General features: G+C 70.4%; 24 protein-coding genes and 3 pseudogenes. 14 read left to right on the top strand and 13 right to left on the bottom strand.

All coding sequences use genetic code 11. The annotated features are described in order from the left end of the window. Positions 1-186: 186 nt before the first annotated feature. Positions 187-1,266 (bottom strand): Gfo/Idh/MocA family protein, encoded by a 1,080-nt coding sequence (locus OG381_RS47140; protein WP_327722137.1) that lies wholly within the window; start codon positions 1,264-1,266, stop codon positions 187-189. A 113-nt stretch (positions 1,267-1,379) separates the two neighbouring features. Here OG381_RS47140 and OG381_RS47135 point away from each other — a divergent pair, with 113 nt between their 5' ends. Then, positions 1,380-1,958 (top strand): TetR/AcrR family transcriptional regulator, encoded by a 579-nt coding sequence (locus OG381_RS47135; RefSeq protein WP_327722136.1) that lies wholly within the window; start codon positions 1,380-1,382, stop codon positions 1,956-1,958. A gap of 182 nt (positions 1,959-2,140) precedes the next feature. Here the strand turns inward: OG381_RS47135 and OG381_RS47130 are convergent. Continuing rightward, positions 2,141-3,628, bottom strand: a pseudogene (locus tag OG381_RS47130) (ISL3 family transposase); the annotation flags it as partial. Positions 3,629-4,019: 391 nt separating this feature from the next. Between OG381_RS47130 and OG381_RS47125 the strand changes: the two are divergent. From OG381_RS47125 to OG381_RS47100, 6 genes are all read left to right on the top strand, one after another. Beyond that, the gene (locus tag OG381_RS47125) at positions 4,020-4,640 is read left to right on the top strand and encodes an RNA polymerase sigma factor (RefSeq protein ID WP_327722135.1); all 621 of its coding nucleotides are present in this window, start codon (positions 4,020-4,022) and stop codon (positions 4,638-4,640) included. Beyond that, on the top strand, positions 4,637-5,596 hold the full coding sequence (locus OG381_RS47120; RefSeq protein ID WP_327722134.1) for a hypothetical protein: 960 nt from the start codon (positions 4,637-4,639) through the stop codon (positions 5,594-5,596). The genes OG381_RS47125 and OG381_RS47120 overlap by 4 nt, the downstream gene beginning before the upstream one ends. A gap of 504 nt (positions 5,597-6,100) precedes the next feature. Beyond that, on the top strand, positions 6,101-7,267 hold the full coding sequence (locus OG381_RS47115) for a sensor histidine kinase (protein ID WP_327722133.1): 1,167 nt from the start codon (positions 6,101-6,103) through the stop codon (positions 7,265-7,267). Then, positions 7,267-7,926 carry a response regulator transcription factor gene (locus OG381_RS47110; RefSeq protein WP_327722132.1) on the top strand — a complete coding sequence of 220 codons (660 nt, stop codon included), beginning with the start codon at positions 7,267-7,269 and terminating at the stop codon, positions 7,924-7,926. Before OG381_RS47115 ends, OG381_RS47110 begins: the two co-directional genes overlap by 1 nt. Positions 7,927-8,051: 125 nt before the next feature. Beyond that, entirely contained in the window at positions 8,052-8,693 is a 642-nt protein-coding gene (locus tag OG381_RS47105) for a GOLPH3/VPS74 family protein (RefSeq protein ID WP_327722131.1), read from the top strand. Between the two features lie 14 nt (positions 8,694-8,707). Continuing rightward, the gene (locus tag OG381_RS47100) at positions 8,708-10,270 is read left to right on the top strand and encodes a carboxylesterase/lipase family protein (protein ID WP_327722130.1); all 1,563 of its coding nucleotides are present in this window, start codon (positions 8,708-8,710) and stop codon (positions 10,268-10,270) included. Positions 10,271-10,281: 11 nt separating this feature from the next. On the opposite strand, the gene OG381_RS47095 is transcribed toward OG381_RS47100, so the two are convergent. Further along, positions 10,282-10,437: a hypothetical protein gene (locus OG381_RS47095; RefSeq protein ID WP_327722129.1), complete on the bottom strand. Its 156-nt coding sequence runs from the start codon at positions 10,435-10,437 to the stop codon at positions 10,282-10,284. A 170-nt stretch (positions 10,438-10,607) separates the two neighbouring features. Here OG381_RS47095 and OG381_RS47090 point away from each other — a divergent pair, with 170 nt between their 5' ends. Continuing rightward, positions 10,608-11,510: a hypothetical protein gene (locus OG381_RS47090; protein ID WP_327722128.1), complete on the top strand. Its 903-nt coding sequence runs from the start codon at positions 10,608-10,610 to the stop codon at positions 11,508-11,510. Positions 11,511-12,232: 722 nt separating this feature from the next. On the opposite strand, the gene OG381_RS47080 is transcribed toward OG381_RS47090, so the two are convergent. The 8 genes and pseudogenes from OG381_RS47080 to OG381_RS47045 all read right to left on the bottom strand — a co-directional run bounded on the left by OG381_RS47080 (position 12,233) and on the right by OG381_RS47045 (position 19,888). After that, positions 12,233-12,598: a VOC family protein gene (locus OG381_RS47080; RefSeq protein WP_327722127.1), complete on the bottom strand. Its 366-nt coding sequence runs from the start codon at positions 12,596-12,598 to the stop codon at positions 12,233-12,235. A gap of 493 nt (positions 12,599-13,091) precedes the next feature. Beyond that, on the bottom strand, positions 13,092-13,316 hold the full coding sequence (locus OG381_RS47075; RefSeq protein WP_327722126.1) for a hypothetical protein: 225 nt from the start codon (positions 13,314-13,316) through the stop codon (positions 13,092-13,094). A 71-nt stretch (positions 13,317-13,387) separates the two neighbouring features. Beyond that, positions 13,388-13,501: pseudogene (locus OG381_RS47070) on the bottom strand (sigma factor-like helix-turn-helix DNA-binding protein); the annotation flags it as partial. Between the two features lie 539 nt (positions 13,502-14,040). Continuing rightward, entirely contained in the window at positions 14,041-15,264 is a 1,224-nt protein-coding gene (locus OG381_RS47065; protein ID WP_327722125.1) for a phospholipase D-like domain-containing protein, read from the bottom strand. 156 nt (positions 15,265-15,420) lie between these two features. Beyond that, positions 15,421-15,607 (bottom strand): annotated as a pseudogene (locus OG381_RS47060) (RNA polymerase sigma factor SigF); the annotation flags it as partial. Positions 15,608-15,776: 169 nt separating this feature from the next. Next, positions 15,777-16,241: a hypothetical protein gene (locus tag OG381_RS47055; protein WP_327722781.1), complete on the bottom strand. Its 465-nt coding sequence runs from the start codon at positions 16,239-16,241 to the stop codon at positions 15,777-15,779. Between the two features lie 686 nt (positions 16,242-16,927). Continuing rightward, a complete protein-coding gene (locus tag OG381_RS47050; RefSeq protein ID WP_327722124.1) occupies positions 16,928-17,674 on the bottom strand; it encodes a hypothetical protein in 747 nt (248 codons plus the stop codon). 117 nt (positions 17,675-17,791) lie between these two features. Then, complete coding sequence (locus tag OG381_RS47045; protein ID WP_327722123.1) at positions 17,792-19,888, bottom strand: hypothetical protein; 2,097 nt, start codon at positions 19,886-19,888, stop codon at positions 17,792-17,794. Positions 19,889-20,210: 322 nt separating this feature from the next. Here OG381_RS47045 and OG381_RS47040 point away from each other — a divergent pair, with 322 nt between their 5' ends. Both OG381_RS47040 and OG381_RS47035 read left to right on the top strand, forming a co-directional pair. Continuing rightward, positions 20,211-21,419 carry an RNA-guided endonuclease InsQ/TnpB family protein gene (locus tag OG381_RS47040; RefSeq protein ID WP_327722122.1) on the top strand — a complete coding sequence of 403 codons (1,209 nt, stop codon included), beginning with the start codon at positions 20,211-20,213 and terminating at the stop codon, positions 21,417-21,419. A gap of 209 nt (positions 21,420-21,628) precedes the next feature. Further along, the gene (locus OG381_RS47035; RefSeq protein WP_327722121.1) at positions 21,629-21,820 is read left to right on the top strand and encodes a hypothetical protein; all 192 of its coding nucleotides are present in this window, start codon (positions 21,629-21,631) and stop codon (positions 21,818-21,820) included. A gap of 38 nt (positions 21,821-21,858) precedes the next feature. Here the strand turns inward: OG381_RS47035 and OG381_RS47030 are convergent, their stop codons facing one another. Continuing rightward, the gene (locus OG381_RS47030; RefSeq protein WP_327722749.1) at positions 21,859-22,374 is read right to left on the bottom strand and encodes a putative immunity protein; all 516 of its coding nucleotides are present in this window, start codon (positions 22,372-22,374) and stop codon (positions 21,859-21,861) included. A gap of 500 nt (positions 22,375-22,874) precedes the next feature. Between OG381_RS47030 and OG381_RS47025 the strand changes: the two genes are divergently transcribed. Beyond that, complete coding sequence (locus OG381_RS47025; protein ID WP_327722120.1) at positions 22,875-23,036, top strand: hypothetical protein; 162 nt, start codon at positions 22,875-22,877, stop codon at positions 23,034-23,036. An 82-nt stretch (positions 23,037-23,118) separates the two neighbouring features. Here the strand turns inward: OG381_RS47025 and OG381_RS47020 are convergent, their stop codons facing one another. Then, complete coding sequence (locus OG381_RS47020) at positions 23,119-24,105, bottom strand: alpha/beta fold hydrolase (RefSeq protein ID WP_327722119.1); 987 nt, start codon at positions 24,103-24,105, stop codon at positions 23,119-23,121. 138 nt (positions 24,106-24,243) lie between these two features. On the opposite strand from OG381_RS47020, the gene OG381_RS47015 reads away from it, so the two are divergent. The 3 genes from OG381_RS47015 to OG381_RS47005 all read left to right on the top strand — a co-directional run bounded on the left by OG381_RS47015 (position 24,244) and on the right by OG381_RS47005 (position 25,972). Further along, positions 24,244-24,894, top strand: coding sequence for a helix-turn-helix domain-containing protein (locus tag OG381_RS47015; RefSeq protein ID WP_327722118.1), 651 nt, complete (start codon positions 24,244-24,246; stop codon positions 24,892-24,894). Positions 24,895-25,346: 452 nt separating this feature from the next. Further along, complete coding sequence (locus OG381_RS47010) at positions 25,347-25,610, top strand: hypothetical protein (protein WP_327722117.1); 264 nt, start codon at positions 25,347-25,349, stop codon at positions 25,608-25,610. Further along, positions 25,607-25,972 (top strand): hypothetical protein, encoded by a 366-nt coding sequence (locus OG381_RS47005; protein ID WP_327722116.1) that lies wholly within the window; start codon positions 25,607-25,609, stop codon positions 25,970-25,972. The genes OG381_RS47010 and OG381_RS47005 overlap by 4 nt, the downstream gene beginning before the upstream one ends. Positions 25,973-25,979 lie beyond the last annotated feature (7 nt).

Raw genomic sequence — 25,979 nt, 5'->3', positions numbered from 1 at the left:
GGGATATTTGAATCTCCCTACCCCCTGCTCGGGGTCTGACCAGAGATGCTCGCCGAAGGTCCCCACCCCGTCCACGTCGATCAGGCACGGATCCTCATGGCTTCGGATTCACCCGATGGCAGGGCAGTGGCGGCAGGCTCATTGCCCGCCGCGCGCACTGACAGTGGGCATGTGCTGCGGCAGGGGTTAGGGGATTTGCTGTGGGGTCGTGGTGGCCGCCGCGCGTTCGATGGCGGTGAGGAGCCGGTGATGCCGCAGGGCGGCCTCGAAGTCGGGGTCGGGCCGGCGTCCTTCGGTGATGGCGGCGGCGACCTCTTGGTAGAGGGCGGCGATGTTGGCGGGTGGGCCGGCGGGGATGCCGATGGGTATGGTCCCGTAGGAGTCGGGCACCGTCAGGAGTTCGCCGTCGACGCGGATCTCCCAGTCGCTCCAGTGGATGAACGGCCCCTGGTCCGCGGGGGTGGCGGTGAGGGTGCCGGTGCTACCCGCGAGCTTGAGCAGGAACCCGTCCGGAGTGCGCCCGTTGCCGCCGTGGATGGTCACCGACGCGGTGGCGCCGCCCTCGAGCAGTCCATGCACCAGTACCTGGTCGGGGGTTGTGTTGGCCTCGGTGCGGTCGGTGTCGCCGATCCGGACGCGTTCGTGTACGCGGGGCAGTCGCGCGGAGACTTCGGTGAAGCGGCCAGCCACGCGTTCCAGCGTCGCGAGGAAGTGGCCGGCCATGATCGTGAGGATTGAGTTGCCTGCGGCGGGGTCGAGGCTCCAGGCGAGTTCGGCGGGGATGCTGTCCCCTCCGAAGGGGTCGCCTGCGGCGACGAGCACGGCGGACTGGAGCGTGCCGATGCGGCCCGCGGCGAGCAGGTCGGCGACGAATCGGGCGCTCGGGGAATGGCGGCCCTGGAGGACGACCGCGTGGTGTACGCCCGACGCCGTGGCAGCCTCGGCCAGTTCGCGCGCCTCGCCTTCGTCGACGGCTAGCGGCCACTCGGACACGACGTGCTTGCCCGCGTCTAGTGCAGCGCGGATCACCGCGGCGTGCCCGGTCACCCGCACCGAGACGACGATCAGGTCGACGTCGGGGTGGGCGGCGAGCTCGGCGGCGTCCGCGAAGGCGTGCCGGACGCCGTACGCCGCGGCCACGCCGTCCGCGCTGGCCTGCTTGGTCGTCGCGACCGCGGTCACCTCGTACGCGGGCAGCCTGGTCAGCGCGGGCAGGTGCGACCCGTCAGCCCATCCACTCGCCCCGACAACTCCGACTCGGATCATGTGCCGCTCCCTAGTTGTATACCTGTCGGTATGAAACTAGGAGTGGGGCGGGGTCGGGGGCAAGGGGTACCGTACCGATAGGTAAAAAACTGTGGGGGGAAACGGAGGACACCATGCCCGGCGGACGCCCGCGCTCATTCGACGCCGACACCGCGCTCGACCGCGCCCTCGATGTCTTCTGGCGCCAGGGCTACGAAGGCACCACGCTGACCGACCTGACCACCGCCATGGGCATCAACAGACCCAGCCTCTACGCCGCCTTCGGCAACAAGGAAGAACTTTTCGGCAAAGTCCTCGCCCGCTACGTCGAAGGGCCCGGCGGCTACGCCGCCGCCGCGCTGGACGCGCCCACCGCCCACGAGGTCGTCCGGCTCCTGATCCACGGCGCCGTCGACCTCACCACAACCCACGACGCGTCGCACGGATGCCTGTGCGTCAAGACAGTCCAGGCCGGAGGAACCGACGCACAGTCGGTACGGCAAGATGCGATCGCGGTGCGCAAGGCCGGGGAGATGGCCCTGCGCCGCCGCCTGGAGCAGGCACACGACCTGCCGCCCGGCTACACGCCAGCCGACCTCGCCGCCCTCGTCCACACGATCTCCGACGGCATCGCCGTCCAGGCCGCCGCGGGGCGCACCCGCGACGAACTGAGCCAAGTCGCAGAGACGGCGCTGCACGCGCTGCTCGGCTGACCATCCCGGCCGACTGGCGACGAATCCGTGCTGGTTACCACATCAACCAAGTGCAGAAGATTAGCGGCCCTGGGGATTTTCAAGGGTCTGGTCGGAATTTCGTGACGGTCACGATCGCAGCAGGACACGCGTGCGAAGGAGCCGGAAGAAGCCTCGGCCGTACATCTGCCGCTTGATCGTCTTAAACGGTTGACGTGTCCCTCGACGACTCCGGAGCTGTAGTCGAGAGTCATGCCGGCGAGGACGGCGTCCCAGTCCTGGCGGAGGAATCCGGCGAAGCCCCGCACGGGCCCGGGCCCGGTGGTCTCGGCCTCGCGGACCCAGGTGGCCAGGAGATGTCCTCGCCGGTCGCGGACTAGGCCGGTGAAGACGCGGGCCAGGTCGCAGGCGGTGGCGATGTCCGGGCAGGCGATGCGCACCTCGTCGAGCTGGTCTTGTTCCTCACGGCTGAGCCCGTCGCGCGGTCTCATGATCCATGAGGTGATCTTGCGCGGTGTGGGGATGGGACGGGGAGGCTCGGCCGCGGCGGTGCCGCCGCGCATGGAGCGGATGCAGAGGCGGACGGCCTGATGGTTGCCGCGGTAGCCGTGCTCGTGGAGCTCGCGGTAGAGCTGGGCGGCGTTGGTGCAGCCGTCGGTGAACCGCTGCTGGATGTAGGGGCGGTAGGGGTCGAGTTCGCGGGGGCGGCGGTCGCGGTCCGAGGCGATCAGCACGTCGAGATCGGTGGTCAGGTAGCGGCGGACGGTCTCACGGCCCAGTCCGAACCGGCGGGCGATGGCGCTGATCGTCCACGTCGCCTCCCGTAATCGGTGGATTGCCGCATGCCGTTCCGTCACCCGCTGCATGAGCGGGGTGGCGGGGATGTTGTCGAGTGGCGGCGCCAGCGGCAGCAGTGCCGTTGGCGGTGCGGTCGCCGACGGGGGTGCGCCCACGTCGTCCAGGGCGTATTTGTGCAGGCAGGCGCGGTGTTGGTGGCAGGTCCTCTCGATCGCGGCCGACAGATTCTGAAGCATGTGCCAGCGGTCGGCCACCTCGGTCGCGTCCGGTGCCGCCTGTTTGATCGCACGGCTGTAACCGCTGTCGCGGTCCCGGCAGACGATCTCGGCGCCTGGGTGTGCGGTGAGCCAGGCGGCGAGCGTCTCGCTGGTGCGGTCGGCCAGCAGGTCGATGGGGGTGGAGGTCTCGACGTCGAGCAGGATGGTCCCGTAGGTGCGCGAGCGGCGAAAAGCGAAGTCGTCGACACCCAGCACCCGCGGGCTGTGGGCGGGAACGTCGGGCGCGTGCAGCTGGCCGAGCAGCCGGGCCCGGCCGGTGGGCACGGCCAGCGAGCGGCACAGCCGCATACCCGGTCGGCCGCCTGCTGTCAGCGCGACAGACCGCCACAGCGTCTTCACGCCGGGCCCGGCACGGGCATAACGCGTGGTCAGACCCTCGACCTGCTCGACGAACGTGCGCCGCCCGCAATCGGGTGCGTCGCAGAAGAACCGCCGGACCTCCAACTTCACCACCACGCGGCGCCCGCCGACTGGGTACTCGGCGAGCCGCCGCCCGTACCGGCTGTACACCCGATGTGAGGCGGTTGCGCAGTCCGGGCACCTCAACTCAGGTACGGCGCTGTGGGCTTCGGCCACAACCACCCCGCCCACCTCGGTCAACCGGTCCAGCACCATCCCCACGGAGTTCGAGAACAGTACGTCCTTCAGCACGAACAGATCCCATATGAGTAGGGCATTCCCGCCGTCACACGTGAGTTGGCCTCATCGAAGGTGGACCGCCGCTATCGGTATGCCGTCTGTCGGCACCACGTGGCGGAGGTGTCGCGCCCAGACTGCGGGTTCAGAGCGCCTGCACGGGGCATCGCCGTCGCCAGCAAGCCGCGCCATCCGTCATTCGCCAGCTTCATTGACAACGGCTGAGCAATGATGCACGCGTTCGAGCCGCGCCAACAAAAGACGAGGCCACTCCGACGGGGAGCCACTCTGGCAGGGGGTGCGAACGGATCCGCGACTTGATGACAAGTACAGGGTGAGACCGTCGTCCGGCGGTCGGAGACGGAGATACGTGAAACCGGATACCCGGCAACACGAGGAGCGCAGCGACGGCGCCCCCAACCGTGACGGCGACAGCGACGCCCAGCTGACACGGTCGGCGACGGGGGACGCGGCGGCGTTCACCCCGCTGGTCGAGGCGTACTCGCCCGCCCTGCACGGCTACTTCGCCCGGCGCATGCCCGGCGCGGCGGACGATCTGCTGGCCGAGGCGTGGTTGCAGGCGTTCGCCGCGCGGCGCACGTTCGACCCCTCGCGCGGCTCGGCGCGGGGCTGGCTGTTCGGGGTGGCCCGCAACGTACTGGCCCAACACCTGCGGCGGGCGGGGCGGCAGGAGGCCGTACCGGGAGTGGAGATCACCGATCCCTGGCAGGCGGTGGACCAGCGGCTCGACGCGGCCGCGCTGGCCCCCGCGCTGCGCCGGGCGCTGGCCGAACTGCCCGTCGAGGAGCGGGAGGTGCTGCTGCTTGTCAGCTGGGAACAGCTCACCCCCGCCGAGGCGGCCGCCGCCGTGGGCATCCCGGCGGGCACCGCCCGCTCGCGGCTGCACCGGGCACGGGGCCGGCTGCGCGACCGGCTCGCACCAACCCGCCCGGCCGGACGGCACCTGAGCGTGACGGGAGACGTGGCATGAGTACCTACGACGACGTGGAGCGGACCGGCATGAGTACGCAGGACGTGGAGGAGACCGGTATGACCGAGCGGGCGGAGTTGCTGGACTTCCCCGGCGCCGATGAACTGGTGGCCGCAGGGCGGGTCGAGCCGCCGTCGGCACAGGCGCTGGCCAGGGCGCTGGCGGGGATCGAGGCGGCGGTGGCCACGCAGGAGGCCGGGCACGCCGCCGGGCGCAAGAAGGGTGCTGTGGGGAGCGCACCGCTGCGGGGGATGTCCGGGCGCCGCCGGGCCCTCGTCGGCCTGTTCACCGCCGCCGCGGTCGCGGCCGGCGTGGTGACGTACGCGAACACTGTGACACCCACGGGCACGCGGAGCGAGGCACGCGCGAACACCGCGTCCGTCTTCCTCAACGACATTGCCACGGTGGCCGCCACCCAGTCGCTCTCCTCGGGCAAGTACTGGAAGACGCATCTGACGGTCGGCGACTCCTACCTCTCGCAGTCCATGGACTTCTACGTCGTCAACGGCGGCAAGGCCTACAAGAAGGGGCGCCAGCCCGACTGGCAGTTCGGGCCGAAGGACCTCGACTGGAAGGGCCTTGACCAGCTGACCACGGACCCGGCGAAGCTGCTCCAGCTGCTCCAGACTCCTCCGAGGCCCAAGAGCATCTCCCCCTTCGACCAGGCGGTCACCCTGCTCGGCGGGTCCCCGGCGAGCCCGAAACTACGGGCAGGGCTGTTCAAAGCGATGGCAGGGCTGAAGGGCGTCAAACTCGTCGGGACCGTCAAGGACAGCACCGGGCGCGGCGGGACCGCCCTGGAGTTCGCGGAGGCCAAGAGCGTCGGCCGGGTGATCGTCGACCCAAAGACGAGCTCCATTCTGGAGTACACCTTCACCTGGACGGCGGGAGCCAGCAAGGGCAAGGCCACCCATCAGACATACCTGTCGGTGGGCTTCACGGACAAGATCGGCTGACACCGCACTGGCGGGGAGGTCCTCGAACGACCGAAGGCGCCCGGGGCGTACAGCGCCCCAGGCGCCCTCGGTCAGTTGTTCCTGCTTGACGGCGGCGGCGTGCATGGTCGTCACGCTGAGGACAGCCCCCAAGCCCCGAGCCGGCCGGTGGCAGCGGAGTGCGCGACGGTCTCCAACCCTCGCGCGGGCGAGCGCATTTCTCGGCCGTCTGGCAGACGGCGTGCAGCGCCGCGGCCGCGGGGCGGAAGAATTCGACCATGCCCTCACCGTCACCCGGCTCGCTGCCCGAGCCGATGCACGCCGTGCCGGTCAACAACCCCGCGCTGCCTGCAGGGTGGGCGGCGCAGCCCAAGCCATCGACAGGGTTTGATGCTGTCCGTTGCCCACAGCTGAACGCTTGGGGCCCTCCATGTGGAGGGTGTGACGCTCGGTGCCTGTTCCACATTTCGTGGGTCTGGCCCACGGCTGGGCGGCCAGGCCCACGAGCCTGGTTAGGGTCGGGGCGTGTATCGCTGCAACAGACAGTCGGACGACGTCTTCGCCGGGGAAGCGCGGGGGGAGGTGTCGGCCCGGGCTGCCCGGGCCCTCTGGTGGGGGTCGGCCGGTCTGGTGCTCGCTGTCCTGGGCACCTCCGTGCTCGTCGCCGGGGCGGAGCGCGGCTGGCGACTGTTCGTGGCCGTGGCCATGGTTCTTGTGCAGGTCTGTGCGCTGCGGTGGCAGGCGTGTGCCCCGGTTGCCGTGCTGGCCGTGAACGCGGCGACGGGGCTCGCGGTGTGGGCGTTGCTGCCTGCGGTGACCTTGACAGGAGCGCTGCTCGCGGCGCAGGTCTCGTTGTGCGTGTTGTCGGCCACCAGGCCGCGGAGGGCGTCGGTGGGGGCGCTGGCGGCGCTGTGCCTGCTGGCGCCACCGGCGTTCGGGGCGGGTGGTCCCGCGGGTCTGACGGTCTATCTGCTGACGGTAATTTTGGCGTGGACCGCGGGGCAGTGGCGCAGGGCGCAGCAGGCGCGGATGAGGGCGGAGATGCGCCGGGCTGTGGCGGAGGAGCGCGCGCGGATCGCGCGCGAGGTGCATGACGTCGTGGCGCACACTCTGTCGGTGATGGTCATTCAGGCAGGCGCTGCGGACGACGTGTTCACCCAGCAGCCCGAACAGGCCCGTCAGGCGCTGCGGGCCATCGAGACGGGCGCCCGCTCGGCGCTGGGCGAGCTGCGCCTGCTGCTGCGTGCGTTCCGGCCCGACGCAGGGGAGGACGGAGCCGGGGAGCAGCGCGAGCCGGGGCCCTCGCTCGCGCGCCTTGACGAGTTGGCGGACATCGTGCGCGCGACCGGGATGACCGTGCACCTGCACCGCGAGGGCGCCACCGGCGGGCTGCCGGCCGCGGTGGATCTGGCGGCGTACCGGATCGTCCAGGAGGCCCTCACCAACACGCTGCGTCACGCGGTCGGCGCCGACAAGGTGAGCGTGCGCGTGACAGTCGAAGGGGAGTGCGTGAAGGTCACGGTGGTCGACAACGGCTGTACGCCGCAAAGCCGTTCGGCCGCAGCGGGGGCCGGACGAGGTCTGGTGGGGATGAAGGAGCGCGCACGGCTCGTGGGCGGCAGCCTGCGCGCCGGTCCGCTGCCCCAAGGCGGGTTCGAGGTGGCTGCGCGGCTGCCGGTGGAGGGCGCGTGATGACGCTGCGCGTGGTGGTGGCCGACGACCATGCCCTGGTCCGTACCGGATTCCGCATGATCATCGACGCCCGGGACGATCTTGAGGTGGTCGGTGAGGCATCCGACGGCCGGGAGGCGGTGCGGCTGACGCGGGAACTGGCGCCCGACGTGGTGCTGATGGACGTACGCATGCCCGTCGTGGACGGCATCGAGGCAACCCGGCAGATCGCGGAGTCGGGTAGTGGAGCCCGGGTGCTTGTGCTGACCACCTGGGACGTGGACGCGCACGTGGTCGCCGCGCTGCGGGCCGGGGCGAGCGGCTTCCTGCTCAAGGACATGCGCCCCACCGAACTCGTCGACGCGATCCGCCTCACCGCGCGCGGCGACGCGCTGCTGGCGCCGGCCGTGCTCAGCCGCGTCCTCGACCGGTTCCTGCGCACCACGCCCGACGCGGCGCCGCCGCCCTCCCTGCGGGACCTCTCCGGACGCGAGCGGGAGGTGCTCACCCTGATCGGCCAGGCGCTGTCGAACGCGGAGATCGCCGAGCGGCTGCGTCTGTCGGAGGCCACCGTCAAGAACCATGTCACCGCGGTGCTGCGCAAACTGGGTCTGCGCGATCGCATCCAGGCCGTCGTCGCCGCCTACGACCACGGCCTCGTGCAGCCGCGCCGCCCCTGACAACGCCGCCTCCTCACAGCCTCCTCCTCAAGGAGGAGACCGGGCCACGGTCCTCCTGCGTTCCCAGTGCCATTCCGTTCCCGTGGCCGATCCGGGGCCGGGGTGCCCGGCCATAGCGTCGAGGTGTGAACGACGACCTGGCCTGCCTCATGTATCTGCTCGCCTACGACGACGCGGCCGAAGGCCCCTACGACCGTTCCCGCACCCAGCTGCTGGTCCGGACCGCCGCCCTGATCGACCTCGCCTGGCGCGGCCGGCTGAAGGAGGATGGCGGCGGCACGGTCACGGTGTCCGGCGCACAACCGACCGGTGACCCGGTCCTGGACGGCGTGCTGCGCGATGCCGCCGCCGGGCACGGCTGGAAGCGCCTCGTGCGCCGCCACCGCAAGCAGACCCTGCCCCAGGTGGAGGACCGGCTCGCCGCGGCGGGAGTTCTCACCGTGAAGGCGCCCCGCACCCGCTTCGGCACACGCCGGCTGACCGTGAGCGACCCCGCCGTGCCCGCCGCACTGCGGGCCCGCGTCGTTGTGGCACTGCACGGGGACGGCCCCGTGACCGAGATCCCCGCCGCCGACGCCGCGCTGTTGGCACTGGCCGCGGCGGGCGGCATCCGGTCGGTTGTCTCACGGCGGGACCACAAGACCTTCCGGGCCCGTATCGACGGCTGCACAAGGCATCTCGCCACCTTCGCGCCGGGCCTGGAGCAAGCGGTACGCACTCTGCCGACGACCATGATCGCCGCGCAGGGCGGCATGGGCGGCAGCTGACCCACGGGGGGACCATGAGCATGCACCGCGTCCTGACCACCCTGGGCTGCGCCTTGACCGCCGTGCTCGCAACGGCCTGGTCCGCAGCGCCACCGACCCAGCCCGCCCGGCCACCCGCCTCGACGGTACGTATCCACGACGGCCTGGTTCGGGGCGCCGCCCACGCCGGCTACCGGACCTTCGAGGGCATCCCCTACGCGGCGCCGCCGATCGGCAGGCTGCGCTGGGAGCCCCCGCGTCGCCCGGCCCCCTGGCCCGGAACACAGGACGCGACCCGGCCCGCGAGCGCCTGCTCGCAACCGGCCGGCGAGGTGCCCGGCGGCAGCACCGACGAGGACTGCCTCCACCTGAACGTCACCACGCCCGACGACGCGGGACCCGCGCGCCCCCGGCCGGTGATCGTATGGCTGCACGGCGGCGGCTTCACCACCGGAGCGGGCAGCTCCTACGACGCCCACCGCATGGCCACCCGCAGCGACGTCGTGGTCGTCACCGTCAACTACCGCCTCGGGGCCCTGGGCTTCCTCGCGCACAGCGGGCTGCCCGGCTCCGGCACCTTCGGCCTGGCCGACCAGCAGGCGGCGCTGCGCTGGGTCCGCGCCGAGATCGGCGCCTTCGGCGGCGACGCGCACAACGTGACGCTGGCCGGCGAGTCGGCGGGCGGCTACAGCGTTTGCGCCCAACTCGCCTCGCCCGCCGCCGCGGGGCTCTTCGACCGGGCGATCATCGAGAGCGGCCCATGCACAGGCCGCCCCGACCGGCCCTTCGCCCCGTCCTCCGTTCCCCTGTCCGCGGCGCGCTCCGCAGGCGCGGGCCTCACGGCGAAAGTCGGCTGCGGCATGGCCCGCGACGTGATGGCCTGCCTGCGGCGTGTGGACGTCTCGCGTCTGCTCGCGTCTCAGGACATCGATCAACAGCCCGCGTACGCCACCCCGCTGCTGCCCCGTGACCCAGCAGCGGCGATCACGGCCGGCCGCTTTCACCGCGTCCCCGTGCTCATCGGCAACAACCACGACGAGGGCAACGGCTGGGCCGCCGGGATCATCCAGGCCGGCCATCCTGTCACTCCCGACACCTGGCCCGACGTCGCGGCCTCCTTCTTCCCCTCCCCGGGGCAGGCCAAGGCAATCGTCCGCGAGTACCCGGTACATCGCACCGACGGGGGCCCGGTGCTCGGCGCGGTCATCGGCGACGCCGACTTCGCCTGCCCGACGGCGCGCACCGACGGCCTGCTCGCCGCCCATGTGCCCGTCTGGCGCTACGAGTTCGCCGACGAGGACGCCCCGCCGCTCACCCCGGGCACACCACCGTTCCCGCTCGGTGCACCGCACGCCAGCGAACTGCCCTACCTGTTCGACCTGGGCGGCCGCCCCCGCGACCTGACCGCGGCACAGCACCGGCTGGCCGACACCATGATCGACTACTGGACCCGCTTCGCCCGCACCGCCGACCCCAACGGCCCGTCGTCCCCGCACTGGCCCCGCCAGACGGTGCTGTCCCTGGCGCCGGACCACATCGTCCCCACCCGCACGGCGCACTCCCGCCACCACTGCATGTTCTGGAACCCCCTCGAATGACCACGGACAGGTCAGGGTCCGCCGACCAGGCCGGCGGACCCTTGACTTGACTTCGTCAGGAATCCCGGATGGCCGGGCTGGCCTTCCGGCACTCCCAACTCCCCCACCAGCCGGTCGAGTTCCAAGCTCTCCTCGCCCAGGTCGAACACGAGCGTCGGATCGGACACGCGACGCTCCCCTCGGACATGGCAGCGCCGAAGAAAACAAGCAAGCATGCTTGCGTAATTGTGGCCGTTCGGTGCACGGCCCGGGGCGAGAGCTGCGCGGACCCTACGTGCTCAATACACTCGGCGATCGCGCCCACCATGGCGCACACTCGCATATCGGGGGACGAACGATGAGCAACTGGAACCCGGGCGGACAGACGCCCCAGGGACCGCAGCCCTACCAGCCGCAGCCACCTCAGCCCTATCCGCCCCAGCCCTACGTGCCGCCACAGCCCCAGCCGCCCTACCCGGGGCCGCCGGTGCCGCCACCGGACGGACCGATCACCCAGCTGCGGCGGCGGATCGGCCCCATCCACACCGCGCGCAGGGTCTTCACCCCGTCACGGCCGGGCATCGTCTCGGATCCTGAGGTGGCGCGGATGCGAAAGATCAGGACCCTGGTCGGCGTGGGCGCGTTCCTGTGGATGTCCTACGCCTACAAGCTCGCCCCCAAGCTCAGCGATGCGGCGGACGATCAGGTCGACAAGTCGTGGACCAGCGCCCTGGTGCTGGCGGCGACCCTCCCGGTCGTCGTCGGCGTCCTGTACGGCCTGGCCGCTCCGGCGGCGCGACGGGACCTGCTGCGCCGGGCGGGGCGGTGCTTCGGCGCGATCGCGGCCATGATGGCAGCGGCCTCCGTCTTCCCGATCACCGTGCTCTCAGGGTTCTTCGAGGGCCAGGAACCCCTCGTGGAGGGCCACTTCACCGTGACGAAGGGCCTCATCCTCGCGTTCACCCTCTTCGTCCTCTTCTGGGTGACACCGTTCGTCGTCTGGGGCGTGGGACTCGCCGTCCAGCACGTGTTCCGCACCGCGGACATCCACGAGACGGTACCGCCGCTGCTGATCATGGCGTTGGCGTGGGAGATGGCACTGATCGACATGTTCACCGGCGCCCACGAGGGCGTGCCGACGGTGATCCGGTACGTGTTCATCCTGGGCGCCCCGCTCTCCGTCACAGCGGTGGGCCTGTGGGAGCTGCACCGGCTGCGCGTGCACTACGGGCTGGGGATGCAGGGACTGCTGATGCGCTAGGAACGGCGCCTCTCTGCCGACACCGAGTGGCGCGGCGACCACGGTGTTGTTCCAGCCGTTCGCGCACGCCAGCCTTGCCCGACGACTGGACGGACTCGCCGACGAGTCGCGGCCCGGGGTGCCGCGGACCATCACCGATGCCCAGGTGGAAGAGGTCGTGGTCCGCACCCTGGAGCAGACGCCGAGTCGCCTCCAACGGCGCTCAGGCCAGGCCGGCGTTGCCGTGCTGGGACGTCAGGACGGCACGGGTGTCGATGGGGAACGGGCCGAGTTGCTGTCAGGCTGGCTCTGCGGCCTCCGGGTGACGGGTTCCTGTACGAGCCCCCGCAGTAGGCCTTGGAAAACGAGCCGCTTCATCGCTTTCCCCCGCGCGGCGCTCGCGGTCCCCTCGGCTGTATTCAGCGATGTCCGGTGCTGTTCGGCGAACACCACCGAGCGATCCCGAACAGCCCGGCGCGGCCAGGGCGTACCGGCGGACGGCATGCGGACGAGGGCCAGGTGATGCATGCGCTTGAGCCGAAGCACGACAGTCGTCACTGACCAGAGCGGCTGATCTGCCGATTGTCGGCGTCGAGGCACGGTGGCTATCACCAGGTCAGCAAGCTGCTTGTCACCACCGGTTCGGACAGCACGACAGTTGTCACCGGCTGCGGCTCCCTCCCGATCGGACGAGCGCGCCCTTCATCTCCACCAGGGCAGCAGACGAGGCAGCGGTGGACGGGTCACCTCCAGGTCTGGGCGGTCGCCGCGAAGAGATCCGGATCGCTGTGGACGGGGATGACGCACAGCAGGTGTCCGCCCGGTGCCCGCAGCACATGGCACTGAAGCCAACAAGACACCTCGGTGGCACCGAGCCCCACAAGGCGGTCGACTTCGGCATCAACATCGTCGGTTTCGATATCGATGTGCATACGGGGAGTATCAGCAACGGACTGGACCACCGTAGCCAGTCCGTCCACAGCACCGACCAGCGACGTGAACTGGGGCTCCGCCGAGTCGACACGGGCGGGCACGCCCAGAGCCGACGACCAGAACCGGGCTGCTGCCGAAGCTTCCCGCTCAGGAGCGTCCACGATCAGCGCGTACATTCGTGATCGATGCATGAATGCCACTGTAGTGATAGGTCAACTTACCGGAAGAGCCGGACCGCAGTGACCCAGGCCGACCAGTCCTCCGGCTTCAAACCGAGCCGGGTCGTCTCCCGACGCGCTTGCATCTTGGCGACTACATGGGACGGGTGCCCGGCAGCGAATTGGATCCTGCGGGCCGGGAGGATGCCGAGTTTTGAGGGAATTCGCGCTGCTCTGCGGTCGGCGCTGCTGGCGATCCTCACGCAAGCCAGTCATGCCGTACAGGTGGACCGCGAGAGCGGTGCCGTGCGGGTCGGGCTGCCTGCGTGACCTTGAGCGGCATCGACACCCGTGTCGCACGCCAGAGGGCGGGGGCAGTTCGACGCCGACGGACGGAGCGACATACAACCCATCCCCCGGAGTCCCGCGCCGCCCTGATGACCGTGCAGCCGATTCGGTACCCCGACGCCACCCTGCGCGCGGTCCTTTCCGAGCAGCCCGCATCAGACACTCAAGGCGCGCTCCACTCGTGGGGGCCACCTCCGCGCCATTCCACCCACCGCGGATCATCCAGCACACCCTCGGGCTCGTCGACGCCCGCGGCTTCGAGGAACACCACCAGGTCGTGATCGCTGTAAGCGGTGCCGAGGATCTCAGCCCGGCCGTGCGAGCGCACGGAGACACCACGGCCGCCGGTGCGGGACGGGCGGTGGACGACGATCGGCGCGCTGCTCACGCCTCCCAGCGTCCTCCGGCCAGGGCCGTGCGGCGAACCACGGCCACGGCCACGGCCACGAGGTGGCGGGGTCAGTGGGTGGTGAGCATGCCCGCGCGGAGCTGGGCCAGGGTGCGTGACAGCAGCCGGGAGACGTGCATCTGGGAGACGCCGAGCCGTTCGCCGATCTGGGCCTGGGTCGCTTCCCCTTGCCGGTGCCAGGCGGAGCATGGCCTACCGGTATCCGTGCGTGCGAGCGACCTGACCCAGCTGGTGGTCAGCGAGTTCATCAGCACCGCCCGCAAGTACGCTCCCGGGCGGTGCTGATGGAGTCGCGGCTGTCCGGCGTGATGGCGGAAGTGACCGTGTGGGACTTCCTCCTGCCACCAACCTCGAGTCGTCACCGGAGAGTAAGCGCAACCGCGCGTTCTACCGCACTCTGGACTTCCTAGCCTACGAGAAAAAAGAGATGGCGGGATCCGGACTGCCCAGGAACCGTCCGGATCTGCGGGACATGGCGCCATAAACGAATTCCATACGTGGCATGAACCGCCCCCGGTCTCCCTTCCGGTGACCTCTGCCACTACTCCTATCCTCGACGGCCAGCCACCCTGACGGGCGAGACTGGCCGTCTCGCCTTCCCTGCCAGAATTCCGTCATGCCCCGAAAGCCTGCTCGTTTAAGGATTCTTATGCGGGAATTCGCTCGGCGCCGCGCTGACCTGGCAGCAAGAGCCTGCGGGATGTCACAGGAACCGGCGGATGGGCTGGACGGCCACTTCACGAGCCCGCTGGAGGACAGAGCGTCTCTTCCACCGGCCCGCCCGGATCAGTTCACTGGCCGCCGCGTCAGCGTCGAAGTGCTCGTCCAGGGTCGCGGTGAACTCCGGGTCCAGGACGGCGAGCATGACCTCTTCGTCGTGGTCGAGGGAGCGGCGGTTGAAGTTCGTCGAGCCGATGAGGGCGGCGACGCGGTCGACGGTGATGACCTTGGTGTGCATCATCGTCGGCTGGTACTGGTAGATCTTCACCCCGCACGCGGTGAGGTTCTCGTAAAAGTGCTGCCCGGCGAGCTGGCAGACCCGCTTGTCAGTGTGCGGCCCGGGCAGCACGATCTCCACCTCGACGCCGCGCCGCGCGGCGGCGCACAGCAGCTCGATGAAGTACGAGTCCGGGGAGAAGTAGGCGGTGGCCAGGCGGAAGCGTTCCTCAGCCGACGCCAGCATCACGTGTATGAGGGTCTGCATGTCCTGCCAGCCGAAGCTGGCTGAGCCGCGCACCACCTGCACGATCGCATCCCCCTGCGGGCGGTGGCCGATGAACCGGTCCCTCTCGTTGAAGAGTTCGTCGTGGCACTCGGCCCAGTTCTGCGCGAACGCGGCGGCGATGCCGTCCACCGCCGGCCCGCGGACCTCGACGTGGGTGTCGCGCCACTCCTGCGGGTTGCGGGCGTTTCCGCACCACTCCTCGGCGATCCCCACCCCGCCGGTGAAGGCGGTCTCCTCGTCGACGACGAGGACCTTTCGGTGACAGCGGTGGTTCTGCTTGAGCGGAGAGAGGTAGAGCGGCCTGCGGAACCACGCCACCTGCACCCCTGCCCGCTCCATCGCCTCAAGCTGATCCGTCTCGATCAGCCGGCTGCCGAATCCGTCCAGCAGCAGTCGCACCCTGAGCCCGGCACGGGCGCGCTCGGCGAGCGCCTGGGCGAACTCGCGAGCGATGTCGCCCTTCCAGTAAACGAAGGTCATCATGTCGACTGTGTGCTCGGCGGACCGGATCGCGGTCAGCATCGCTGGGAATATCTCGTCCCCGTTGCGCAGCACAGTCAACGCATTGCCCTCGGTCGCGGCGATCCCGATGAGCCGCTCCAGACGTCTGCGTATCCGCGCCACGCGGTCCTCGGCGGAGGCTTCACCTGGCGCTCCGGTGAGGGGCACGGCCGACTCGGGCGGTTCCTGGACACTGGTCATGGCATTTCCTTGCCGGAACACGACGAGGATGCCTTCGGGCCGCGATGCCCGGTCCGGCGCGGGCTGAGCAGCGAGCCGACTGTACCCGGGGCCCCTGGCACCGGACCTGGCGCATGCGCCGTGACTGGCGGGGCAGGCGCCAGACACGTCTCACCACAGTTCCTCAGTGGCGCGGGCCAGTTGTACCCGCGCCTCCTGAGGCCGCCGCGACACATGCACCGCCCACAAGGTGTCCGGAAGAGCCGCTTCAGTTCTCCGACAATGTACGCACGGCGAAGGAGGTGAACTCGACTTCGCGGGTCAGCTCGAACCGGTCGATGGCCTTGGTCAGGCCGATCATGCCGCGTGGACGATGTCCTATATCTCCTGCGGCACGCGCCTTTCCTGATCCGCGAGTGCTTCCACGCCTGACCCAGGAGGTCGCAAGTCGCCCTGGAGCTGATCCGTGATGTTGGCTGTCCGCCGATGAACCGCGAGTCCTGGGTGGTCTCCGGGGGCGTCTTTCGGCACAGCTAACCCAGCCACGATCCGATCCTGTCCCAAGCCACCTCCAGATGGCGTGCATGTAGTTGGCCGATCTCGGCCCTCACCATGCTGTGCACATCGAGCATCTTTCGCATACCGCCCATTCGGTCCAGTTCAGCACCGATCTCCCGGGTTCGCGGGTCTCTCTCCCCTTGCGTCGTCAAGAAGTCCCTGCTCAGGCCAATCGCACACAGTTCGGACAGGAGCTGGCTGGTACGGGCGTCCAGCGAGCCGCCGGCCGTCGCGGGCGATGCGGGCGTCGACACAGCTATACCGGGACGCGATCCACCGACCGGGTACTCTCCCTGCTCGCGCGCCTGTATGCGGCGTCGGAGATGGTCTGCGTAGGCCTGCTCACGGCCACGCCATCGGCGACTGTGCACCGTGGTGACGACCCAGGCCAGCGCGATCAGAACAACGATCACCGTGACGACCATGCCTGCTGAAGCCATGACACCCCCCGTTCGCGGCGCTTCGGATCACCTAGCTTCCGGCGAGGACGGCCGACTTGTACACAGCAGTGGCCCAACTTCCCTGACAAATCATCCAGGTTCGGTGTCCGAGGACAGACGACACCGCCGACACGCTTCGCGACCTGGGCCCCCACGTCATCCCCGCCAACAAGCCGCCATCCAGGAGCTCACCGCCGCCCGGCCGGCCGCGCCCGCCCCCGCACGCCGAACAGGCCCCTGGGTCAGGGAGGTTGGATCATGCCCGTGTCCCACTGCGTGTACGCCATCTTGGTCGTGCGACCCCGGGAGCGGGAAGCGCTGGCGGACGCATTTCCCGCGCCAGCCGACTCGACATGCACCAGCCCTACCTGCAGCGGCGCATCGACAAGACCGACGGCAAGATCACCATCATCGAGTTATGCGAGGAACTCGCCGGCCGCGGGCATCCGGTGCCCACGACAGGCTTCCGGGAGGGGCCTGGTCAGAACACGGTGTCCCACGCCGTCACTCACCTGGGCGGCCACGCCGCAGACCCCTGTGCGTTGCGGAGGTGGCGGAACAGCGTCCGTCATATCTCTGTGTCGGCCGCGCTCTTGACGCCGCTCCCTCGACCACTCTGCGGGCATGAACGGAACATCGTCTATCGGGCCGCCCAGAGGCCCGCACAGGACGTGTGGGCCAGCGGCTCACGGCACGCTTCGTGCGCGGTTGGGGTGGCCGCCCTGTCCGACGGCGCGGTACGGAAGTCTCGGACGATAGCCCTCTTCGGCCAGCCAGGCGCGGGCTCGACCGAGCTGTCGCTCCTCGCTGAACCGGTGAAACCGGCGCCAGGCGAGCTCGTCACGGGCGAGGACATCCTTGAACCGCCGGAAGGCGCCTCGGCCACGCACAGCGGTCCGCAGCCGATCGGCAAGGACGGCGTCATCGAGCCCTTCGATGAACAGCTCCATGTCCCGGTAGCCGTACCGAGGCCCCAGAGTCGGCACAGACAGCCATCGGTCGGGAGCCTCTGCCTCCTCGAACCCGGTCTCCAGCTCATCGGTGAAGACAGGCCAGCATTCTCCAGTGGACAGATCGAGCCGCCCCCCGGACTCGGCCGGATCGCCCTCCAGCAGCATGGCGAGCATCTCCAGATCGACTGCGAGCGGACGAGGGACGGGGGTCACCGCGTGCCCTACCGACACCCCCAACAGGTCCGCCAGCTCCTCATCGCCCCCGAAACCGCGTTCCCGCAGTGCTCCGAGGAACGTGGCCGCCATCCGGACGGCGCCCGGTAGACCCAGAGCAGCGGCTCCAGCCACACCGTCACCGGCCAGCTGCAGCACCTCATTCACGGGTCCGTGGCGCAGTGCGGCAAGCAGCGCCGTCCCGTCCGGCCCGTGCAGCGCGCCGCGCACGGCCCGCAGCCCGTCCTCGTCCCATCCCTCGGCCATGACCTCGACGCTAACGCGCGTCCCCGATCCGCACAGCACCAAGCACCGCCAGATTCCCACTCCACACCCCCGCAGGTTCTCGTCTCTGCGCCCGCGGAACCGATCGGTGTCACCCGGTCACCGGCGCCGCTTGCGCCCGCCCCGGCCCATGGAAGGCCCGCGCCCGCGGCGAACGGGCGACGTACGCCAGGCCCGGGCACCCAGGTGCCGGAGTTCCTCAAGTCCAGGCCGATCCGGGTGCGCGGAGGCCAGCGCGGCGGCGACCGCGTCTCTGGCCTCGGGGCCCTGGGCACGCAGCGCCTCCTCGGCGCTGCCTGAGCCGCCGGACAGCTCCACGAGCTGGAGCAGGCTCTCGGCGAGCATCAGCAGATGTTCGGCGTCGGTCATGTCCGCGGGGGACAGCAGTTCACGGTGTGTCAGCGCGCTCAGCGCGAGCGGTGCCATTACGTCGTCGCCGCGCAGCGCCCGCAGCAGCCGCTCGCCGTCGCCGTCGGGTAACGCCGCCGCCAGCACATCGAGCATCGCCAGTGCACGCGTTCGGAAGGCCGTATCCGCCATGGTCCGTACGGCGTCGGTCAGTTGCCGCAGTGCGGCATCCCGCTCCCCGTGGGCCGAGATCCAGCCGCCCAGTTCGATACGGGCGGTATCCGGGTCGTAGTCCTCCGCCAGCACCCCCAGCAGACCGGCCGCTGGCGCCTGGACCAGCTCACCAACCAGCGGTGCGTCCCGGCCGGCCGCCAGCAGCCGCTGCCGTACAGCCCGGGTGCCCAGCTCGGTGAGGCGGATGAGTTCGACGGGCCCGGCCGTCAATTCCTCGCGCAACAGGCGGTTACGGTCCCGAGCCGCCGCCGGGTCCGCTGCCGTCCCCATGACTCCCAGCAACTCCCCGAGCTCCTGCGGCATGCCCGCGCTCAGTTCAGGGCCGGAATCTTCGAGATCGAAGAGATCGGCCTCCAGGAACACCGGATCGGCCATCCCCTGCTCACGCTCGACCGCACCCAGGTCCTCCAGCGCGTCCAGCACCGCGCGCAGGTCCCGGTCGGCGTGCTGGAACCACATCCGGTGCTGGAAATCCGGGCCGGCGTCCAGGCGAAAGCGTGCCCGATAACCCACGTGCACGGAGTCACGCAGACGAGGCCAGGGCATCGGGTACGGCAGGCTGTAGAGCGTGTTCAGCACGTCCTCCAGCATCTCGTCGTAGATGTCGAAGAGCATCGACTCGACGTGCCAGCCGCTGCGCGCCCCGATCAGAGCCTGCCGCAGTTCGAAGAGAGCGTCGAAGGCGCGCGACCAGAGCTGAAGCGGGTCGGCCAGCACCGGCCGGGCCTTGGCCACCGCGTGCAACCGGCCCTTGGCCACCCGGACCAGCCGCGCCTTCTTCGCCCACTCCACCAGCAGTCCCAGCCGCGGCAGGTCGCTCGAAGAGCGCACCCCCTCGGTCCTGTCGCCGGTGCCCAAACCGTCCACCAGCTCGCGGGCGTCGGCCATCCGCAGCCGCCCCGCGGCCGTCACCACCCGCCCCTCACGCCCCACCCACTCCGCAAGCCCACGCAACTGCACCACAATCGTCGACGCCTCGGCCCGTCGTCGCAGTTCACCGTCCGAAGGCAACACCACAGGCAACTGCGGCTCGGCCCGGGCCCCATCCGCCAACCCGCGGCCGTTCAACCGCCGGTCCATGATCGCGTCAAGGGTCCGCTGGTCAAAGGCGACGTCCCCACGCTGAGCGCGCTCCGCGAACCGCTGAAACGCCGCCCCGTCCATGACGTCCACCCCCTGCTCAGCACCAGTTACGGCCCAGAACTTCGCCAGACCCCAGCGGGTACGGTCCGCCATTGCCGCCGGATACCGCTCCGCGGCCGCGTCCACCGCACCCAGGGAGTCATCGAGGGCGGGACCACGTGGGTCCGCCAACCGCACGGCGTGCAGAAAGCGCAGGAGAGTACGCAACGTGCCCGGACCATCGGCTCGTTCCTCCCCGGGAAGCTCAGTGACCTGTTGAGGAAGCCAGGACAGCAGCAACTCCTCCACATGCCGCGCCTCCCACAACCCGAGCCGACCGTCGGCGGTCGCCCGGTGCCGGTAGTCCAACGCCGCCTCCACCAGGAACCCGTCCGCCGATAGACCCTGCTCCCCCGCCCACCGGACCAACCGGTCGATCAACAGCCCGCACGCCGCCTCGAACTCCTCTCCGGCCCCGGCTTCGTACCGCATCCGCATGAAAATCCACCCCGCCCGTCCGCACCTCTGCCCGCCTCGCCACGCTACCGCCGCACCGCGGCGCACCACACTCGGCTGAGGACCAGCGGCCGACCACCGGCCGGTCCCGGTGGCTGGCCGCGCTCACTCAGACCGCCCGGCGACAGATCGCTCATCGGGTCTGTCCTTCGTGGATACCCCGGCCTTCAGGCCGGGGAGGAATCGAAGCTCCTGCGGAGCAGGGCAGGGGAAGCCGGTTCGCCGCCCAGACGGACCGGCGTGCGCCGTCCACCGGACGACACCCGCTGCCCATACGGAAGTTGATAAAGTGTGAGACGTGACGCGGCAGGTCAAGCGGGCGTTCAAGTACCGCTTCTACCCCACCGGCGTGCAGGCGGCTGAGCTGTCGCGCACGTTCGGCTGTGTCCGCCTCGTCTACAACAAGGCCCTAGAGGAACGCACACGGGCCTGGTACGGCGAGCAGCGCCGCATCTCCTACGTGCAGTCCTCCGCCGCGCTGACGCAGTGGAAGAAGACCGAGGAACTCGCTTTTCTGGCGGAGGTGTCCTCGGTTCCGTTGCAGCAGGCGCTGCGCCATCTGCAGACGGCGTTCGGGAACTTCTTCGCCCAGCGTGCGAAGTACCCGCGCTACAAGTCCCGCAAGAAGTCCCGCGCGTCGGCCGAGTACACCCGCAGCGCCTTCACCTGGCGCGACGGACAGCTGACCTTGGCCAAGATGGCCGATCCTCTGGACATCCGCTGGTCGCGCCCCCTGCCCGAGGGGACGGAGCCGAGCACGGTGACGGTGTCCCGAGACGCGGCGGGGCGCTGGTTCGTGTCCCTGCTGTGCCAGGACACCATCGCCCCGGCCCCGGCCACCACGAACGCGGTGGGCCTGGACGCCGGGATCACCTCCCTGGTGACCCTGTCCACCGGGGAAAAGGTCGCCGACCCGAGGCATGAGAGGCGTGACCGTGCCCGCCTGGCGAAGGCGCAGCGGGAGTTGTCGCGCAAGGCGAAGGGCTCGGCGAACCGGGAGAAGGCCCGCCGCAAGGTGGCCCGTGTGCATGCGCGGATCGCCGACCGGCGCCGCGACGTCCTGCACAAGCTGTCGACTCGACTCGTCCGCGAGAACCAAACGGTCGTGATCGAAGACCTGAGCGTCCGGAACCTGCTGAAGAACGGCACGCTCGCACGCGCCATCAGCGATGCGGCCTGGACGCAACTGCGCTCCCTGCTGGAGTACAAGTGCGCCTGGTACGGGCGCGAGCTCGTGGTGGTCGACCGATGGTTCCCCAGCAGCAAGCTGTGCGGGGACTGCGGGACGGTCGCGGCGAAGATGCCGCTGAACGTCCGCGAATGGACGTGCGCCTGCGGCGTCGTGCATGACCGCGACATCAACGCGGCACGCAACATCCTGACCGCCGAGCTGGCGGCATCTGCCTGTGGAGATGGTGTAAGACCTCAACGGGAGTCCTCCCGGACGGGGCAGTCGTCGGTGAAACAGGAACCCCAGCGGGCGACCGCTGGAATCCCCCGCCTTTAGGCGGGGGAGGAAGTCAACGTCGTACAAGCCCGCGACACAGGACCGCACGAGAACGGCAGCCCGTCACGGCCGAGTTGGATCGGCGCGGGTCCTGCGTACCGACAGCACTCCCCTTCCCGTCGTCCCTGGCCACGTCCCCCTTCGCCCGCCCCGCCGCGGCACCGGACCGCCTGCCGGTGCCGCGCCCTGCCCGAAAGGCCCACCCCTGCATGCCCGCACACTCCCTGTCCGAACGAGCCGCACGCGCCGCGCTCGCCGCCCACTTCGCCCCCGGCCACCTCGCCGAGTACACCCTGTTGCCCGGCGTTGAAAATGCCGACGAGGGCAGCGTTCACGATGCCGACGAACTCTGGCGGCGACGGCCCCGCCGGCTGGTGTTCCGGCGAGGCCGTCGCCGGTGAGGTGTCGTTCTCTTCGGCACGGTGCCGGTGGATCAGCCTCAGCAGGCAAACACCGACCAGCAGATGTCGTTGCGCAATCGCTGGTCGTCAAGGACGAGTTCGCGAATCGCCTCCGGGAGCTGGTCGCGCTGCCACTGGCACTCGAGTCGTCCTGCGGCCTCACTCTCGTCTTGTGGCGCGGCAGCGCGTGCGGCCTTGATCGCGTAGGCGGCTGCCCCGAGTTCGTGCGCGGCGACGTGTGCGACGACTGCGGCCTGGCCGGCGGCGTAAGCGGCATGCCGCGCTGCGCCCCGCAGGTCTCGAGCGGCGCCCATTGCATGGCCGCCCGCCGTGCGGGCCTGCATCATCTTCACCTCGCCATGCACCCAGGCGCGGGCGTGCTCGATCGCCTGGCGCGGTCGTGGGTCTTCAGGCTGAGCCGACTCGAAGAGGTCAAGGACGTGCTCCGCGCAGGCTGCCGCCCACAGGGCGAGGAGGCGGTGATCCGAATCGGTGAGGGTCCCACCGCGGCGGATCGTCACGAAGCGGGGGTCTCTGACCTTCGGGAGGATCATGGTTGGCCTTCCTTCCTGCCGGTATCCGCCCCACATCCGAGGATGCGCATCCGCGACCGTGTGCACCCCGGAGCGAAGCCTGCAAACGCGGTGGCCGGTCCGCAAGTTTGGCTGCCGATTTCCGGCCGGACGAGATGAGTTCTCAGTCGCCGACCCGTCGCTCGCGAACGCGCGGGCGGCGGCCTCATCAAGGCCCTGGACCACGTCAGGGCAAGGCACGCGGCCCAGACGGCCGTCGACTTCCACCGGGCCCTGCTCGCCGCACCCGCCACCGGCGATGCCCGCTCCAGCGGCAACGCCTGCCTGCTCGATGGGCAGCTCGCCGTGAACAGCCCGCAGACCCGTCTCGCGCTCGCTGTGCCGCACGCGCGCGTCGCCCGCGCCGGCGACGTCGCGGACGGCGACCTGGTCCTGGCTGCGGTCGGGGAGCACGGAGCCGACTACTTCACCACCCCCTGCATCGCCCACCCGAACCCTTCGACCCGTCGTGCGGCTGCGGCGTGTGCTGTCTCGTCACCGCGCCCGGCGAGTTGGTGGTGCTCTCCCGGGGCGATGCCTGGTTGGCCTGCGGCCCGTGGTCCGCCGACGACCTCCTGCTCGTTGTCTCCGCCCAGCGGCTGACCGACCCGCCCCTCGAGGAGTCAGAGCCGCCGTATCCGTAGGACCTATACGCCGCCGCTGCCCGGCCTGAGCACCACCGATGGCCTGGACACCGTCGCAAGCTGCCCAGGTTGCCCGCCTGGTTCAGCCCTGGAGGGTGGCGAGCCAGTCGGTCAGCAGGCGGTTGACCTCGTCGGGGCGCTCCTGCTGGATCCAGTGGCCGCAGCCGTTCAAGAGGTGGGAGGCCGACAGGCCTGGGAGGGTGGTGGGGTAGGCCTTGATGGCGTCGGACATCCAGGTGGTGGAGGCGTCCAGGGCGCCGCCGATGAACAGGGACGGCTGCTTGATCGGGGCTCCGCGGTGCGGGGCGAGGTCTTCCCAGTCCCGGTCCATGTTGCGGTAGCGGTTGAGGGCGCCGGTGATCCCTGTGCGCTCGAACTCCCCGGCGTAGACGTCCAGGTCCTCCTCGCTCAGCCAGGCCGGGAGGACACCCGTGGGGAAGCGGTCGCGCAACCGGCCGCCGCGGGTGACGAAGTGCGGGTCGGGCTCGCCCTGGGCGGGCATGGTGTCGGCGGACAGGGCCGTGTAGAAGCCCGCGAGCCAGCCCCGGACGTCGGGCTCGATCTCCGCCTCGGCGCGGCCGGGCTCTTGGAAGTAGGAGACGTAGAACTCCTGCTCCGGGCCGCCCATCTGGCCGAAGATGTCGGTGGGGCGGGGCCCTCCGGGCGGCGCGTAGGGAACGCTCAGCAGGCCGACGGCGCGGAAGACCTCCGGGTGCAGCAGGGCGCAGGCGGCGGCGATGTTGGAGCCCCAGTCGTGGCCGACGACCACTGCGTTCTCCTCGCCGAGGGCGCGCACGACGGCGACGTTGTCCTCCACCAGGTCGAGCATCCGGTAGGCGTCGGGCGTCTGCGGCTTGGAGGAGCGGCCGTAGCCGCGCACGTCGATCGCCACCGCCCGGTGGCCGGCCGCGGCGAGGGCCGGGAGCTGGCGGCGCCAGGAGTACCAGGACTCGGGGAAGCCGTGGACGAGCAGGACCAGCGGGCCGGCGCCCTGCTCGACCAGGTGCAGGCGCCCGGCCGGGGCCTCGACGGTGCGGTGGCGGAGCTCGGCGGTCGGCTCGGGCTGCATGGGCTTCTCCTCGATTCGCGGGCGGACGCGGCTACCCATCGATCATGCGGCGCGGCACCCGCCCGTCGCGATCAGCCTTGCCATTCTGGCAAACTCGCAGGACAGAGCGGCGGAGTGGCACGGGAAGGAGCGGGAAAGGTGGCAGTCGACGACGTGGACGGCACGCTGGCCGCGATGGGGCCCCGGCTGCGGGCCGCGCGCGAGCAGCATGGCGCGACGCTCGCCGGTGTCAGCTGCGCGACCGGCATCTCGACCAGCACCCTGTCGCGGATCGAGACCGGCCGGCGCAAGCCCACGCTGGAGGTGCTGCTGCAGCTGTCGAAGGAGTACGGCGTCTCCCTGGACGAGCTGGCCGGCACCGCGCCCGCCCCCGCGGCCGAGCCGCGCGCTGCGGCGCCGCTGAGCTTCGGGGATGACAAAGCGGTGCTGCCGTTGACCCGGTACGTCGGCGGCCTGCACGCCCACAAGCACGTCCTGCCCGCCATCGAGGGTCCGCCCGCGCGGCCGCGGCGGGTCTGCCACGAGGGCTACGAGTGGTTGTGCGTCCTGTACGGGCGGCTGTGGCTCGCGCTCGGCGACCAAGACCTCGTCCTGACCCCCGGGGACGTCGCCGAGTTCGACACCCGCACCCCGCACGGGGTGGCGAACGCCAGCCCCGGCGGTCCGGTCGAGTACCTGATCATGTTCGGACCGCAGGGCGAGCGCCTGCGGCCGCGCACCCCTCCAGCCGCTGGTCGCGGGAGCCGCCATCCGAATCGCGCCCAGGCCGGCCGAGAAGAACAGTCGTAGGCTCCGGAACCCGCGCCGACACGACAGCGAAATCACGACCTGCACGGAGGTTCGCGGCCAAGGGCTGCCCAGATTCCTGGAACTCGCGCGCTACCGGCCGCACAGCACACAAGATCCGCCGCTAGGAGCAGGGCCACCGGTGCGCCGACACCCGACTCATCGCGCTCGGGCTCCGGCGCCGCGGGCCGGGCGCAACCCGGCCGTCCGGCCTCGGGAGGCCCTGGTCGCAGTCGGAGCCCGCAACGTACGACACCGCGGCGCGCACCGCTACGTATGGCGGCTCACCGAAGCCGGCGCGAGCGTGAACAGATCACGGCGTTCCTCATCGATGATCCACCGCCGGGTACGGACCAGGGCGTCGAACTGGGGGCGGGAGTCTTTGGTCCGAGCCGTCCGGTTGACTCCCGCAAGATGCTAGCCACTGGTATCAGCTGTTAGCTAGGCTGGGGCCTATGAGTAAGCAGACCAACATCCGGCTGGACGAGGCCGTGCGGGCGGCGGCCGAGGAGCGGGCCAAGCGGCGCGGGCTGAGCCTGCAGGGGTACGTCGCCGATCTGATCGAGCAGGACGTGAACGAGTCCCGGTCTGCGTTCATGGCCGGTGCCGCCGGCTTCCTGGCCTCCTACGCGGAGCGGTTCGAGGCGGAGCTTGGGGAGGACCGCTACCCAGGGCTCCCGGACGGGCTGGCGAAGGACGCGCCGCGGGACGCCGCGTGAACCTGAAGGTCGACCTCGCGTGGATCCTGGCGGTGGCGCAGCAGATCCCAGGGGATCCCCAGGTCGTCGACTACGGCGTGCCGGTCGCCGCCGAGGCCCGCCACCGTGCGGAGATCCTGGGCCAGGAGGTCTACCCCGAGCCGCACCACAAGGCCGCAGCCCTGCTGTGCGAGCTGGCGCGGCAGCCAAGCCTGGAGGTCCGCAACCTGCTGTTCGCTGCCACCGTGACCGCCGCATATCTGACCGCGTGCGGGCTGCCGGTCAGCCCCGGTCTCAACACCGTCATCCCCCTGGCCCGGGCCGCCCGAGACGGACTCCCGGCACGCGAGGTCGCGGCCCAGATCAAGACGTGGACCGGCTGAATCATCT

It is taken from the genome of Streptomyces sp. NBC_00490, assembly GCF_036013645.1.
Classification (GTDB): Bacteria; Actinomycetota; Actinomycetes; order Streptomycetales; family Streptomycetaceae; genus Streptomyces; species Streptomyces canus_F.
Note: the sequence above shows the minus strand (reverse complement) of the source record. Positions and strands in the feature narration are given on the sequence as shown.

What these genes read in the sequence shown, in the direction of transcription:
- OG381_RS47045 (WP_327722123.1), bottom strand. Translation starts at nt 19,888, where the DNA reads ATGCGGTACGAAGCCGGGGCCGGAGAGGAGTTCGAGGCGGCGTGCGGG.
- OG381_RS47090 (WP_327722128.1), top strand. Translation starts at nt 10,608, where the DNA reads ATGAGCAACTGGAACCCGGGCGGACAGACGCCCCAGGGACCGCAGCCC.
- OG381_RS47100 (WP_327722130.1), top strand. Translation starts at nt 8,708, where the DNA reads ATGAGCATGCACCGCGTCCTGACCACCCTGGGCTGCGCCTTGACCGCC.
- OG381_RS47030 (WP_327722749.1), bottom strand. Translation starts at nt 22,374, where the DNA reads ATGATCCTCCCGAAGGTCAGAGACCCCCGCTTCGTGACGATCCGCCGC.
- OG381_RS47110 (WP_327722132.1), top strand. Translation starts at nt 7,267, where the DNA reads ATGACGCTGCGCGTGGTGGTGGCCGACGACCATGCCCTGGTCCGTACC.
- OG381_RS47010 (WP_327722117.1), top strand. Translation starts at nt 25,347, where the DNA reads ATGAGTAAGCAGACCAACATCCGGCTGGACGAGGCCGTGCGGGCGGCG.
- OG381_RS47140 (WP_327722137.1), bottom strand. Translation starts at nt 1,266, where the DNA reads ATGATCCGAGTCGGAGTTGTCGGGGCGAGTGGATGGGCTGACGGGTCG.
- OG381_RS47080 (WP_327722127.1), bottom strand. Translation starts at nt 12,598, where the DNA reads ATGTACGCGCTGATCGTGGACGCTCCTGAGCGGGAAGCTTCGGCAGCA.
- OG381_RS47135 (WP_327722136.1), top strand. Translation starts at nt 1,380, where the DNA reads ATGCCCGGCGGACGCCCGCGCTCATTCGACGCCGACACCGCGCTCGAC.
- OG381_RS47035 (WP_327722121.1), top strand. Translation starts at nt 21,629, where the DNA reads ATGCCCGCACACTCCCTGTCCGAACGAGCCGCACGCGCCGCGCTCGCC.
- OG381_RS47020 (WP_327722119.1), bottom strand. Translation starts at nt 24,105, where the DNA reads ATGCAGCCCGAGCCGACCGCCGAGCTCCGCCACCGCACCGTCGAGGCC.
- OG381_RS47055 (WP_327722781.1), bottom strand. Translation starts at nt 16,241, where the DNA reads ATGGCTTCAGCAGGCATGGTCGTCACGGTGATCGTTGTTCTGATCGCG.
- OG381_RS47065 (WP_327722125.1), bottom strand. Translation starts at nt 15,264, where the DNA reads ATGACCAGTGTCCAGGAACCGCCCGAGTCGGCCGTGCCCCTCACCGGA.
- OG381_RS47050 (WP_327722124.1), bottom strand. Translation starts at nt 17,674, where the DNA reads ATGGCCGAGGGATGGGACGAGGACGGGCTGCGGGCCGTGCGCGGCGCG.
- OG381_RS47120 (WP_327722134.1), top strand. Translation starts at nt 4,637, where the DNA reads ATGAGTACCTACGACGACGTGGAGCGGACCGGCATGAGTACGCAGGAC.